The following is a 13,186-nucleotide window of genomic DNA, read 5'->3' on the forward strand; positions in this document are numbered from 1 at the left end:
CATCCATCAAGGACACGCCATGACCGCAGACCGCCACCACGCAGCCGCGCTCGCCGACCGGATCGGCTCGATGCGCTTCGCCATGTTCACCTTCCGCGACGGCTATGACCACCTGGTCAGCCAGCCGATGACCAAGCAGGACGTCGACGCCGAGGGCGGCCTCTGGTTCTTCGTCAACTCCACGACCGAGCTGTGGGACAGCATCGCGCACCAGCCCGAGGTCAACGTCAGCTTCGCCGACAACGAAAACAGCACCTATGTGTCGGTCAGCGGCCGCGCCGAGCGCGTGGTCGACCGCGCGCAAGTCCAGGCCCGTTGGAACCCGATGGTCCAGGCCTGGTTCCCGGCCGGCCCGGAAGACCAGCACGCGGTGCTGGTGCGCGTCGATCCGCACGCGGCCGAATACTGGGATTCGAACGACAGCAAGATGGTGCGCCTGTTCGCCATGGCCAAGGCGGCCGTGACCGGCACCCAGCCGGACGTGGACGGCGAGCACGGCACCATCAAGCTGTAGTTCTTGCAGTAGGGCACATACGTGCCTTACAGTAGCGCTCCCGAATTCTGGAGCGCATACGATGACCAGCCCGCTCGAACTGGCGGCCAACGCCTTCACGGCCGCCGCCATCCTGCTGGCCGGCCGCAACAACGTCCATACCTGGTGGACCGGCATCGTCGGCTGCGCGCTGTTCGGCCTGCTGTTCGCCCGGAACCGGCTGTATGCCGACGTCGTGCTGCAGATGTTCTTCGTCGGCACCGGGGTGCTGGGCTGGTGGCGCTGGTTGCGCGGCAATAACGGCGCGCCGCTGCCGATCACCCACGCCGGCTGGCGCAGCCTGGCATGGATGATCCCGGCCGGGATCACCGCCACCGCCGCCTACGGCGCCTTGCTGCATTTCCATACGAACGCCTACGCGCCCTTCATCGATTCGGCGGTGCTGGTGTTCAGCGTCATCGCCCAACTGCTCATGATGCAGCGCCGGATCGAGAATTGGCCGGTCTGGCTGCTGGTCAATACGATCGCCGTGCCGCTGTACTACAGCCGCGGGCTGCACCTCACGGCCTTTCTCTACCTGTGCTTCTGGGTCAATGCGATCGTGTCCTGGGTCTGGTGGACCAGGCTGGCCAGACGCGAAGCCGGCGCCTGATCAGGGCTGGGTCGGCGGCAAGTCCCTTTCGTCCTGGTTGCCGCCCGTCTCGCGCGCCCCCAGCCCGGTTTCCCTTGGTCCCGCCTGGCTGGCGCGGGTATCCTGGGCGCCCGGATTGGCATGGGTCATGGCCGCATCCACCGACTCGGTGCGCGGCGCCGCGTCGCGCGTCTCGACGTTGGTGGCGGCTGCGTCCGGCGCCGTGTCTGCCGTGCCGTCGGGCGCGTTGACGTAGGGTCCCGATTGGTTGCGGGTGAGGCCCGGTCCGCCGTTGCCGCCGGTCTCGGTCTGGCTCTCGTGGCTGGGCGTGGCGCCTTGCTGGCCGCTGGTCAGGCCGCCGACGCCGACGGTCACGCTGCCGTCGTCGGGTTTGCCCTGGGGTGTCGATGTGGACTGGGTCATCTGCGCCTCCTGTCGAGTTGGTGTGTGATGCGCAATTGTGACGCTCCGGGAGCGGTGCGGGTATCGGCGGCGGTGGGCAGGCGCTGTAGGAGGGTGGCGCATGAGCATGCTCGCAGGTATCGTGCGCGAGCGCCGCGGGTCGAATGCTAGGGTAGCTCCATCGACCATTTCTGGAGACTGCCATGGAAAAACCTGACTACGCCGCCTGCATCGCGGCCTGCAATGCCTGTGCCGACGCCTGCGACCGCTGCGCCGCCGCCTGTTTGAGCGAGGAAGACGTCAAGATGATGGCGCGCTGCATCGCCCTCGACATCGATTGCGCCCAGCTGTGCCGCCTGGCGGCGGCGGTCATGGCGCGCGGCGGTGAGATCGCCGCGGCGCTGTGCGGGGTGTGCGCCGAGGCCTGTGAGCGCTGCGCCGGGGAATGCGCAAAGCACCCGATGGACCACTGCCAGGCATGCGCGGCCGCCTGCCGCGCGTGCGCCGACGCCTGCCGGCGCATGGCTGCGGCCGCTTGATACGGATCTGTCCGATATCCCTTCCTCACCCGGAGACGTGGTGCTATACTGTATATCCATACAGTTCTTTGTCGCACCACCATGCCCGTCTTCCTGCCGATCGACCTCGACCCGCTGCCCACGGAACATCCGGACCGGGCGGCGGCGAGTCGTCCGGACACGGGCATCTTCTCCGGCGTGCACGACGAACCGGTCACGTCGGCCCGCAACGACGCCGAACTGGCGCGCGAATACATCTCGCATGGCGAACTGAGTCCCAAGTCGATCGCCAACCTGCAGAAAGAACTGTACCGCTTCCTGACCTGGTGCCGCGAAGAAGCGCAGAAGACCTTCCAGCAGCTGAACGTGGCCGACCTGAACGCCTACAAGGAGTTCATCCGCAACCCGCCGGCCGAGTGGGTGTGCACGACCAAGTGGCCACGCAACGATCCGCGCTACCGCCCGTTCTCGGGCCCGCTGTCCGACACCAGCCGGCGCCAGTCGATGATCGCCATCAAGGGCTTGCTGGCGTTCGCCGAGCACACCGGCTACCTGCGCCGCAATCCGGCGCGCCTGGTGCGCAATGTGCGGGCGCCGCATGCCGGCCGCATCACGCGCTACCTGACCCCGGCCGCGCTGGCCTATGCGCTGGCCGCGGCCGAGGCGCGCGACGCCGATTCCGACGCCGCGGCGCGCCAGCGCGCCCGCGACCGCTTCCTGCTGATCGCCTTCGCCCAGACCGGGGCGCGCCTCAATGAAATCGTCGGCGCGCGCATGGGTTCGATCTACAGCGAGGGCGACGGCCGCTGGTGGCTGGACGTCCTGGGCAAGGGCAACAAGCCTCGCCGGCTGCCGGTGCCGCCGGCCACGCTGGCCGCCTACCGCGATTACCGGCGCGCCTTCGGCCTGCTGGAGCAGACCAGCCGCGGCGACCACATGCCGCTGGTGCTGTCGAGCCGCACGCGCGACCACGTGCGCGTCACCGACGAAGCGGCCTCCGAGGCGCTGAAGGCGATCTTCCAGCTGGCCGCCAGCGAGGCGGCGGCCCGGGGCGACGGCGACAGCGCCGCCATGCTGCGCCAGGCGTCGCCGCACTGGCTACGTCACAGCATGCTCACCAACCACGCCAACAGCGGGGTGCAGCTCAAGACCCTGCAGGACACCGCCGGCCACGCCAACATCGCCACCACCGCCGGCTATCTGCACAAGACCGACAAGGAACGCCACGACGAGATCCTCGGCGCGGACGGCAAGGGCATCCTCTAGGGTCAGACCGGGATCGACGAGGTCCCGCCGTCCGAGCTGCCGTAATTCTGCAACTCGTCGAGTGACAGACGGCGTTCGTTGAGCGCCGTCACGATCGAACCCAGCTGTTCATCGTCGGGCTGGATATAGACGATGCGTTGCTCGAGCAGGTTATCCCAGTAGGGCGTGTAGGGCACAGCGGTTTCGGTCATCACTTTTGCCTTGAAGCTGCCATCCTGCAGCTCGCCGACCAGGGTAATGCGCGCGGTATCGGGGACGGTATTCTGGACCGTGATGTTCATGCTCATCCTTTGAGTGATCAGTTCGTGTGAAGCCATTGTGACGCAGCCACGGATTGCATGCACGCCGCAGGGCGCCTGCCGTGCGCACCCTGGCCGGGTGGAACGATCGATGGTATCGAATGCCATCGTCAAAATTATCCGCTTTTCAACATTGGCGACGGCGACCGATACTGGACGCTGCTCAACCAACAAGGAGTCAAGCAATGAATCCACTCGCGCTCGCACTGTTCGCCGCCGGACTACTGACCGCCGCGACTGCCGCGGCCCAGGCCGACCTGATCGTCACCAACGGCAAGATCGCCACCATGGCCGCCGAGGGCGAATTTGTCCAGGCACTGGCGGTCAAGGATGGCAAAATCGCCGCCGCCGGCAGCAACGAGCGCGTGCTGCGCCTCAGGCAGAAAGACACCCGGGTCGTCGACGTGGGCGGGCGCACCGTGATTCCGGGCCTGAACGATTCCCACACCCACGTGATCCGCGCGGGCCTGAACTACAATATGGAAGTGCGCTGGGATGGCGTGCGCAGCCTGAAGCGGGCGATGGAGATGCTCAAGGAACAGGCGGCGCGCACGCCCGAGGGCCAGTGGGTCAAGGTCGTGGGCGGCTGGAGCGAGCACCAGTTCGCCGAAAAGCGCCTGCCCACGCTGGCCGAGATCAATGCCGCGGTGCCCGACAGGCCGGTCTTCATCCTCTATTTATATGGCAAGGCCTTCCTGAACCGGAAAGGCATCGAGACGCTCGGCTATACCAGGCAGACGAAGTACCTCGACGGCGAGCTGGAACTCGACGCCGCCGGCAAGCCGACCGGCCTGCTGCTGGCCAAGCCGAACGCCATGATCCTGTACTCGACCCTGGCCAGGACCAACAAGCTCGATCGCGCCGACCAGCGCAACTCGACCTTGCACTTTTACCGCGACCTGAACCGGCTGGGAATGACCAGCGCCGTCGATGCCGGCGGAGGCGGCCAGGCCTATCCGGACGACTATGGCGTGACGCTCGAACTGGCGAAAGAAGGCAAGCTGACGGTGCGCACGGCGTACTACCTGTTCGCGCAGAAGGGCGGCAAGGAGCTGGAAGACTACGAGCGCTGGATCAGGATGACGAAGCCGAACCGCAACGACCACCTGTTCTATGCCAACGGCTTCACGACCGAGGGCGCGGGCGAGAACCTGGTCTCGAGCGCGGCCGACTTCGAGAACTTCCTGGAGCCGCGGCCCGACCTGCCGCACCATATGGAAGACGAGCTGGAGCGCGTGGTCACCCTGCTGGTGACGAACCGCTGGCCGTTTCGCATCCACGCCACCTATGGCGAAAGCATCGAGCGCGACCTGGCGGTGATTGAAAAGGTCAACCGCAGCACGCCCCTGGCCGGCCTGCGCTGGATCGTCGACCACGCCGAGACGGTGACCGACGAGCAGCTGAAACGCATCAAGGCGCTGGGCGGCGGGGTGGCGGTGCAGAACCGCATGTACTTCCAGGGCGAGGCCTACCGGGCGCGTTATGGCGCCCAGACCCGGCAACTGCCGCCGATCCGCAAGATGCTCGAGCTCGGCCTGCCCGTGGGCCTCGGCACCGACGGCACGCGGGTGAGCAGCTACGGCCCCTGGCCGTCGATCTACTGGGCGGTCACCGGCAAGACCGCCGGGGGACTGTCAACCTGGCAGGCGAAAGACGTGCTGTCGCGCCACGAAGCCTTGCAACTCATGACCCGCGGCAGCGCCTGGATGAGCGGCGAAGAAGACGTCAAGGGCCGGCTGGTCGTGGGCCAGTACGCCGACTTCGCCGTGTTGCCGCAGGATTATTTCACCATGGACGTCGAGAAGATCAAGGACCTGGAAAGCCTGCTGACGGTGGTCAACGGCCAGGTCGTGTACGGCGCCGGCCAGTTCGAAACCCTGTCGCCTGCGCTGCCCGCGGTGTCTCCGGCCTGGAGTCCGGTGACCCGCTTCGGCGGCTACCAGAACCGCTGACCCTGCTTGTATCGGGAGGCGCGGCGGCGTAGGGTGGAGGCACCAGGAGGGCACATCCATCGCCCCGTACACCTTCCGCCGCCGCGCGCCGACCGTCCGTCAATGGCTGGCCTTGCTGCTGGCGGCCTTCATCGTCCCGACCACGATCGCCGTGGTCGCGCTTTTCCTGCATTCCTACGGCCGGGAGCGGGCCGGCATCGAACGTGCGTCCCAGGACGTGGCGCGGGCGCTGATGCAGGCCATCGACCGCGAACTGAGCAGCGCCCAGGCCGCCCTCCAGGCGCTGGCGACCTCGCCCAGCCTGGACGCCCACGACCTGCGCGCCTTCCACGCCCAGGCCATCGAAGTGCTGCACGCCCGTCCCGGCAATGTGCTGGTGGCCGCCGCTCCCGACCTGCGCCAGGTGATCAATACCGGCCAGCCGTTCGGCGCCGCGCTGCCGCGCCACGGCAATGCGGACCAGGTGCGGCAGGTGTTCGCGACGGCCCGGCCGCAGGTCTCCGACCTGTACGTGGGGCCGACCGTCAACCGCCTGCTGAGCAGCGTCGACGTGCCGGTGGTGCGCGACGGCCGGGTGCGCTATGTGCTGTCGATGCAATACTTCGGCGAGCGCCTGGGCGCCATCCTCGAGCGCCAACAGGCGCCGCCGGGCGCTACTGTGACGATCTACGACGGCAAGGCGCGCATCGTGTGGAGCAGCCGGGCCCGCCGCGCCGAGGTCGGCCGGCGCGCCAGTTCGGCCCTGGCGGCCGGTTTCGCGCTGGGTCCGGAAGGCACGGTCGATGAACCCGGGCAGGATGGCGCCGGCCTGGTGACCGTGTTCAGCCACTCGTCGCTATCGGACTGGACGGTGGCGATCGCCCTCCAGCGCAGCGTGCTCAACGCCAGCCTGTGGCGCGCGCTGGAATGGATCGTGGTGGGCGGTTGTGGCTTGCTGGCGCTGGGGGCCGCGCTGGTGGCGCTGATCGGCACCCGCATCGAGGCGGCGTTGCGCGGGCTGGTGCGTCCCGCCATCGCCCTCGGCCACGGCGAACAGGTGGTGCTGCCGCCGCTGCCCCTGGACGAGGCGCTGGACGTCGGCCATGCCCTGGTCCAGACCGCGGCGCTGCTGCGCGAACGCACCATCCAGCGCGACCAGGCCGAGCACGCCGAACGGGTGCTGCGCGAAGCCAAGCGCGCGGTCGAGCGCAGCGAAGCCTTCCTGCGCGGGATCTTCGAAGAGACCCCGGACGGCATCCTCCTGGTCGGCCCAGGCGGCCGGGTGACCCGCACCAACGTCCAGGCCGAGCGCATGTTCGGCTACGCTGCCGGCGCGCTGGAAGGGCTGGCGCTGGATGCGCTGCTGGTGGAAAGCGGGGCGACGCCGGCCTCGGTGTACGAGCGCATGCGCGCCGCCCCGGCCCGGAGCGGCATGGCCGGCACCACCCACCTGCGCGGCCTGCGCCAGGACGGCCTGGCCTTCGCGGCCGACGCCATGGTCAATCCGCTGCCCGAGCGTGCGCTCCTGATCGTGACCGTGCGCGACGTCAGCGCCGGCTGGGAACAGGAGGAAGCGCTGCGCCAGGCGCTGGACGACAAGAGCACCTTGCTCAAGGAGCTGTACCACCGGGTCAAGAACAATCTGCAGCTCATCATCAGCCTGTTCAACCTGCAGGCGCGCACGCTCAAGGATGGTCGCGCCCAGCGCGCCCTGTCCGAGGCCGCCAACCGGGTCCGCGCCATGTCGCTGGTGCACGAGCGCCTATACCAGTCACGCACCCTGGGCACGATCCGCCTCGATGACTACGTGCGCGAGCTGTGCGACCAGCTGGCCAGCGCCAATGGGGCCGACCGCCGCGGCATCGCCCTGGCGCTCGAGGTGGCGCCGGTCGACGTCGGGCTGGACCTCGCTGTGCCGCTGGGCCTGCTGCTCAACGAACTCGTCTCGAACAGCCTCAAGCACGCTTTCCCGGCCGGGCGGCGCGGCACGATCCGGGTGACGCTGGCGCTGGACGCCGGGGAGGGCGCCGATGCCAGCGAGCAGATGCTGCGGCTGACCGTCCACGACGACGGCATCGGCCTGCCGCCCGAGGCCGATCGAACTTCTCCCCAGACGCTGGGTCTAAGACTAGTTGCCGCCTTGAGCGAGCAGTTGCATGCGGAGCTCGTGTTCGAGAACCGCGACGGCGCCTGCGTCATGCTCGTCTTTCATGCCCCGGCCAACGGCAGGCGCGGCCTCGACCACGCTGCGAACACCTTGTCCCGGCACGCGCCGGCCACCCATCGCACCCATGATCGCACCTATACAGCGGCGCCCGAATAGGCCGCCACCGACCCAGGAACCCGTATGCTGCAATCCCTCCCCGGCGCCGCGCAGGACGCGCCGGCCCTGCTGGTGGTCGAGGACGAAGCCGTGGTCGCCATGGACATCGCCGGCCAGTTGCGCGACATGGGTTACCGGGTCTGCGGCTGCGTCGACAATGGCCGCGACGCCATCGCGCGGGCGCGCGCCGACCGGCCCGACCTGGTGCTGATGGACGTGGTGCTCAGGGGCGACATGGACGGCATCGCGGCGGCCGCCGCCATCGGCGCCGAGCTGCAGATCCCGATCCTGTTCCTGACCGCCTACAGCGACGACCAGACCGTCGACCGCGCCGCCGGCGCCATGCCTTACGGCTACCTGACCAAGCCGTTCCAGGGACGCGAACTGCGCGCGGTGATCGAGGTCGCGCTGCGCAAGGCCGAGGTCGAGCGCGCGCTGCGCGACAAGGAGCGCTGGCTCAGCTCGGTACTGCACGGGGTGGGCGACGCCGTGATCGCCCTTGACGCCGACGGCCTGGTCGGCCTGGCCAACCCGGCCGCCGAAAGCCTGCTCGGCACCGAGATCTTGCGCGGACGCAGCGCCGCCGAGGTCGTGCGCCTGGAGGACGATACCGGCGGCACGGTTAGACTGGCGCACCACGATTGCACGGCCCGCAGCGGCGCGGCGATGCTGGTGACCGGCGCCGGCCAGCGCATCCCGGTCGATTATTCGGCGGGCCCGATCTGCGACGAACGCTCCCATCCGATGGGCACGGCGATCGTGCTGCACGACGAGCGCGAACGGGTGGCGGCCGAGCTGCGCCTGGCGCACAGCGAGCAGCGCTTTCGCAGCGCCTTCGACAATGCGCCGCTCGGGCTGGCGCTGGTGGACCGCGACAACCGCTACGCGCGCGTCAACCGCGCCATGTGCCGCCTGCTGGGCGCGCCGGCCGAGGCGCTGGTGGGCGCCGTCCAGGACGCCTTCGGCGACAGCGGCGACAATGCGATCGAACGCGAGTACCAGCAAGACCTGCTGGCCGGGCGCAGCGACGCGGTCCAGTACGAGCGGCGCTACCGGCCCAGGGACGGGCGCACGGTATGGGCGCTGGTGTCGGCCACCTTGCTGCCGGCCGACCACGAACCGCAGCACTTCCTGATCCAGGTGAACGACGTCACCGAGCGCAAGCGGGCCGAGGAAGAACTGGCCCACCTGGCCCACCACGACGCCCTGACCGGGGTCGCCAACCGCGCCATGCTGAGCGAGCAGGTCGAGCGCGAGCTGGCCGTGGCGCGCCGCCGCGGATCGCGCCTGGCGGTGGTCTTCATCGACCTGGATTATTTCAAGCACATCAACGACACCTATGGCCACGAGACCGGCGACGTGGTGCTCAAGGAGCTGGCGAGCCGCCTGGCCCACAGCGTGCGCGCGATCGACATCGTCGGGCGCCTGGGCGGAGACGAGTTCGTGGTGGTGTTGTCCGAGGTGTCCGACACGCGCGACGTCATCGCGCTGACCGACAAGCTGCGGCTCGAATGCGGCCGTCCGCTGCACTTCAACGGCCACGAGGTGCGCCTGGCGGTCAGCATGGGGGTGAGCCTGTTCCCCGAGGACGCCCGCGATTTCCGCACGCTGCTGCGCTTCGCCGACAGCGCCCTGTATCAGGCCAAGGGCGAAGGCCGAAACAACGTCCAGTTCTACCGGCCCGAACTCACGGCGCGCATGGAAATGCGGGTCCGGCTGGGGGCCGGCCTGCGCACCGCCCTCGAGCGCGGCGAGCTCGAAATGTTCTACCAGCCGATCGTGACCCTGGCCGACGGCCGTCCGGCCGCCGCCGAGGCGTTGCTGCGCTGGCACCATCCCGAACTGGGCCTCTTGATGCCCGACCTGTTCCTGCCGATGCTCGAAGAATCGTCGATGGCCGAGGAGATCGGCGCCTGGACCATCCGCGAGGCCTGCCGCCAGGCCGCGCGCTGGAACGCGGACGGCGGCGCCGGCCTGCGCATCGGCGTGAACGTGACCGCGTCCCAGTTCAAGTCTGGTCGCCTGGTGCCGGTGGTGGAGGCGGCGCTGCGCGCCACCGGACTGGCGCCGGGCCGCCTGTGCATCGAGATCACCGAGCAGAGCCAGCTGGCCGACACCGGGCAGACCCGCGCCACCCTGGCCGCGCTGAAAGACCTGGGCGTGCTGGTGGCGATCGACGATTTCGGCACCGGCTACTCGTCGCTGGGCTACATCAGCCGCCTCAAACCGGCTTTGTTGCACAAACCAAGGCTAGGTCAGCGAGGAAGCTGACGGTCTGGTAGACTGGTCGGGCCTGATTTACGCAACAAAGCTGATCGAATTGGAAACTAGCAAAATTCTTCCGCGCAATTTTCTCTCTTTAACCTCCCTAAATGAAAGAAAATTGCGCGAGTTAACCGTTTATTGTAGAACCTATTGTCTACTTTGAATTTGCGAATCGTCTTTTAACATGCGCCAATAAATAATATTTTCTTTATTTATTAGGTTTTAGCACGACTTTGGTCCACCCTTCCGCACGTTTATCAAAATTCCGATAGGCATTCGGTGCATCATCTAATGCAAGCTGGTGTGAAATGATCTGCGAAGGCGTTGCTTTACCTTTATGGATCAATTTTGCCAAATAACGGTTGTAATGCTTGACGTTGGCTTGGCCGGTGCCAATCTTCTGACCCTTGAGCCAAAAATTGCCGAAATCGAAGGCAATTTTACCTTCCTTTCCTAACGCGTCTGGACTCTTTGGATCTTGTGGGATGAATACACCAACTACGCCAATGCCGCCAGTAGGCTTGACCGTCTGTACCAAGTTATTCATTGTTAAATTTGGCACTTCCTTACCGTGCTTGTCGCAACATTGATAACCAACGCATTCGCAGCCGCAGTCGACACCTTCGCCGTTAGTAAGGTTCAAGATTTTCTCGACGCCGGCGCCTCCGGTGTCGTCGATCGCCACCGCGCCCATCTTTTCGGCCAGAGCCAAACGATCCTTGTGCGTGTCCACGACGAAAACTTCGCTTGCGCCTTTAATGAACGCAGACATGGCCGCCATTAGGCCGACCGGGCCGGCGCCGTAGATCACGACCGATTCACCCGGCTTGAGGCCAGCCAATTCGGTAGCGTGGTAGCCGGTCGGGAAAATGTCCGACAACATCACGTAGTCATTTTCCTTTTCCTTAGCGTCTTCCGGCAGCACCAAGCAGTTGTAATCGCCGAACGGCACCCGTAGCAGTTCGGCCTGGCCGCCGCTGTACGGACCCATGCCGGCAAAACCGTAGGCAGCCCCGGCCGTGCCTGGGTTTGCCGTAAGGCAAAAGCCGGACAAGCCCCGTTCGCAGTTTTGGCAAAAGCCGCAGCCGATGTTGAACGGTAGACAGACAACGTCGCCGACCTTAACGCGTTCGACGGCGTTGCCGACCTCGATGACTTCACCCATGTTTTCGTGGCCCAAAATACGGCCCGTTTCCATGTTGGTGCGGCCTTCGTACATGTGCAGGTCGGACCCGCAGATGTTAGTTGTCGTGATACGGACCAAGACGTCAGTCGGCTTTTCAATCTTGGCGTCCGGCATGTCTTTAACTTGGACGTCGCACGGACCATTATAAACGAGTGCCTTCATGATTTTCCTTTCAGGACGAGGGTAAATTCTTCGCAAATAGCGGCGTTAGGGAAGAAAGGTATAACAAATTTCTTCACGAGTGCGCACTGTTGAAAGCGGCTTTGTTGCGTAAATCAGGCCCGACCAGCGTAGAGCCACCTCGTTATACACAAGTCCGCCAGCCTCACCACGCCGGCTGAAAATCCCGTTTACTTTCAATGACTTGCCAGCGCCCTTGTAAACCTTTGCAAAATCGCGTTTACTCTCGTCTTTTGCGTGGCGCAATTGGCGAGCAAATCGAAGGGATGGACCGATTCGGAGTTTGAGCAACTCGACCTGGGCGACGCGCGCCTGAACCGGCGAGCGAGGACACTGATGGAAACAATGGCGGGGGCACCGACGGCGAGCGTGCCAAAGGCCTGTAACGGCTGGGGTGAGACGATGGCCGCGTATCGCTTCTTCGACAATGACGGCGTCGACTGGCGGGCAATCCTGGAGCCGCACTGGCAGCAAACGGAACAGCGAATGGCCGAGCAGTCGGTGGTGCTGTGTCTGCAGGACACGACCGAACTGGACTTTAACGGACAGCAGGCGCGCGGCCTCGGACCGCTCAGCTATGAAGCGCAGCGCGGCATGTACGTCCACCCCACCTACGCGGTGACGACGGCGCGCGAGCCGCTGGGGATCCTGGACGTGTGGATGTGGGCGCGCGCGCTGCGCGACACCAACGGCCAGCGCGGCGGCCCCAAGGAAAGCCTGCGCTGGATCGAAGGCTACGAAAGACTGGCGGAACTGGCACCGCGCCTGCCCGCCACGCGCTTGGTGTATGTGGCCGACCGCGAGGCGGACATGCTGCCCTTGATGGCGCGGGCGCAGCAGCTCGACTGCCCGGTGGACTGGCTGGTGCGCGCCGCGCACAACCGCTGCTTGCCCAACAGCGAGAAGCTGTGGCCGCATGCCACGGAAGGCGCGCCGCTGGGGGAAATCGAGTTCGCGCTGGCCGCGCGGCCGGGCGCCAAGGCGCGCATCGTGCGCCAGCAGCTGTGGGCACGCCGGGTCGAACTGAACGCGGGCAAGGGCAAGGTGGTGACCGCCACATGCATCGTGGCGCGTGAACACGGCGCTCCGGCCGGCGTCAAGCCGATCGAATGGCGCCTGCTGACGAACCGGGTCGCCACCAGCGCGGCCGAGGTGGCCGAATTGATCGACTGGTATCGCGCCCGCTGGGAAATTGAAATGCTGTTCAATGTGCTCAAGAACGGCTGCAAGGTCGAGGAACTTCAGCTGGGCACGATCGAGCGCATCGAGCGCGCACTGGCGCTGTACTTGGTCGTAGCCTGGCGCATTGCCTATCTGGTACGCATGGGCCGTACCTGCCCGAACCTGGATGCCCACTTGTTCTTTGATCCCGATGAGATACGCGGCGCCTACTTGCTCAACAAATTACGCCCCCAGCCCAACCCGGCGTTAAACGAAGTAATACGCTTGATCGCCCGCGCGGGCGGCTTCTTGGGCCGAAAAGGTGATGGCGAACCTGGTGCCAAGACCCTCTGGGAAGGGCTGCGCGACGTGCGCGCCTCAGCTCTCACCCTTCAAGCACTACGCGAACTTGGAGACTGACGAGTTGTGTATAACGAGGTGGCGTAGAGCGCGTAAGTCTGGCAGTCTGATCAGATGAAACCAGCTCCACAGAAGTACCGCACGACGGCTCTGTCGCATTAGCGGAGCCGT

11 protein-coding genes are annotated in these 13,186 nt (G+C 66.2%); 8 read left to right on the top strand and 3 right to left on the bottom strand.

Annotation, left to right across the window (positions count from 1 at the left end; genetic code table 11):
- Positions 1-19 precede the first annotated feature (19 nt).
- Positions 20-514 carry a pyridoxamine 5'-phosphate oxidase family protein gene (locus HMPREF9710_RS24105; protein ID WP_005670836.1) on the top strand — a complete coding sequence of 165 codons (495 nt, stop codon included), beginning with the start codon at positions 20-22 and terminating at the stop codon, positions 512-514.
- A gap of 61 nt (positions 515-575) precedes the next feature.
- Complete coding sequence (pnuC, locus tag HMPREF9710_RS24110) at positions 576-1,145, top strand: nicotinamide riboside transporter PnuC (protein WP_005670838.1); 570 nt, start codon at positions 576-578, stop codon at positions 1,143-1,145.
- Here the strand turns inward: pnuC and HMPREF9710_RS24115 are convergent, their stop codons facing one another.
- Positions 1,146-1,547, bottom strand: a complete 402-nt coding sequence (locus HMPREF9710_RS24115; RefSeq protein WP_005670839.1) for a hypothetical protein — start codon at positions 1,545-1,547, stop codon at positions 1,146-1,148.
- Between the two features lie 182 nt (positions 1,548-1,729).
- Here HMPREF9710_RS24115 and HMPREF9710_RS24120 point away from each other — a divergent pair, with 182 nt between their 5' ends.
- Together HMPREF9710_RS24120 and HMPREF9710_RS24125 are read left to right on the top strand one after the other, a co-directional pair.
- Complete coding sequence (locus HMPREF9710_RS24120; RefSeq protein WP_005670841.1) at positions 1,730-2,065, top strand: four-helix bundle copper-binding protein; 336 nt, start codon at positions 1,730-1,732, stop codon at positions 2,063-2,065.
- An 81-nt stretch (positions 2,066-2,146) separates the two neighbouring features.
- Complete coding sequence (locus tag HMPREF9710_RS24125; RefSeq protein WP_005670842.1) at positions 2,147-3,310, top strand: tyrosine-type recombinase/integrase; 1,164 nt, start codon at positions 2,147-2,149, stop codon at positions 3,308-3,310.
- Positions 3,311-3,312: 2 nt separating this feature from the next.
- Here HMPREF9710_RS24125 and HMPREF9710_RS24130 read toward each other — a convergent pair whose 3' ends face one another.
- Positions 3,313-3,591, bottom strand: a complete 279-nt coding sequence (locus HMPREF9710_RS24130) for a hypothetical protein (protein ID WP_005670844.1) — start codon at positions 3,589-3,591, stop codon at positions 3,313-3,315.
- Between the two features lie 203 nt (positions 3,592-3,794).
- On the opposite strand from HMPREF9710_RS24130, the gene HMPREF9710_RS24135 reads away from it, so the two are divergent.
- From HMPREF9710_RS24135 to HMPREF9710_RS24145, 3 genes are all read left to right on the top strand, one after another.
- Positions 3,795-5,561, top strand: a complete 1,767-nt coding sequence (locus HMPREF9710_RS24135; RefSeq protein ID WP_005670845.1) for an amidohydrolase — start codon at positions 3,795-3,797, stop codon at positions 5,559-5,561.
- A gap of 112 nt (positions 5,562-5,673) precedes the next feature.
- Positions 5,674-7,863, top strand: a complete 2,190-nt coding sequence (locus HMPREF9710_RS24140; protein ID WP_005670847.1) for a histidine kinase dimerization/phosphoacceptor domain -containing protein — start codon at positions 5,674-5,676, stop codon at positions 7,861-7,863.
- Between the two features lie 24 nt (positions 7,864-7,887).
- On the top strand, positions 7,888-10,134 hold the full coding sequence (locus HMPREF9710_RS24145) for a two-component system response regulator (protein WP_005670849.1): 2,247 nt from the start codon (positions 7,888-7,890) through the stop codon (positions 10,132-10,134).
- A gap of 202 nt (positions 10,135-10,336) precedes the next feature.
- On the opposite strand, the gene HMPREF9710_RS24150 is transcribed toward HMPREF9710_RS24145, so the two are convergent.
- Positions 10,337-11,476, bottom strand: coding sequence for a glutathione-independent formaldehyde dehydrogenase (locus tag HMPREF9710_RS24150; RefSeq protein ID WP_005670853.1), 1,140 nt, complete (start codon positions 11,474-11,476; stop codon positions 10,337-10,339).
- A gap of 264 nt (positions 11,477-11,740) precedes the next feature.
- On the opposite strand from HMPREF9710_RS24150, the gene HMPREF9710_RS24155 reads away from it, so the two are divergent.
- Positions 11,741-13,075 (top strand): IS4 family transposase, encoded by a 1,335-nt coding sequence (locus HMPREF9710_RS24155; RefSeq protein WP_040775003.1) that lies wholly within the window; start codon positions 11,741-11,743, stop codon positions 13,073-13,075.
- The last annotated feature ends 111 nt before the right edge of the window (positions 13,076-13,186 follow it).

The organism is Massilia timonae CCUG 45783, from assembly GCF_000315425.1.
GTDB classification, from domain to species: domain Bacteria; phylum Pseudomonadota; class Gammaproteobacteria; order Burkholderiales; family Burkholderiaceae_D; genus Telluria; species Telluria timonae.

Bases quoted from the DNA above. Each gene is read 5' to 3' on its own strand.
- HMPREF9710_RS24105 (WP_005670836.1), top strand. From the start codon at position 20: ATGACCGCAGACCGCCACCACGCAGCCGCGCTCGCCGACCGGATCGGC.
- pnuC (WP_005670838.1), top strand. From the start codon at position 576: ATGACCAGCCCGCTCGAACTGGCGGCCAACGCCTTCACGGCCGCCGCC.
- HMPREF9710_RS24115 (WP_005670839.1), bottom strand. From the start codon at position 1,547: ATGACCCAGTCCACATCGACACCCCAGGGCAAACCCGACGACGGCAGC.
- HMPREF9710_RS24120 (WP_005670841.1), top strand. From the start codon at position 1,730: ATGGAAAAACCTGACTACGCCGCCTGCATCGCGGCCTGCAATGCCTGT.
- HMPREF9710_RS24125 (WP_005670842.1), top strand. From the start codon at position 2,147: ATGCCCGTCTTCCTGCCGATCGACCTCGACCCGCTGCCCACGGAACAT.
- HMPREF9710_RS24130 (WP_005670844.1), bottom strand. From the start codon at position 3,591: ATGAACATCACGGTCCAGAATACCGTCCCCGATACCGCGCGCATTACC.
- HMPREF9710_RS24135 (WP_005670845.1), top strand. From the start codon at position 3,795: ATGAATCCACTCGCGCTCGCACTGTTCGCCGCCGGACTACTGACCGCC.
- HMPREF9710_RS24145 (WP_005670849.1), top strand. From the start codon at position 7,888: ATGCTGCAATCCCTCCCCGGCGCCGCGCAGGACGCGCCGGCCCTGCTG.
- HMPREF9710_RS24150 (WP_005670853.1), bottom strand. From the start codon at position 11,476: ATGAAGGCACTCGTTTATAATGGTCCGTGCGACGTCCAAGTTAAAGAC.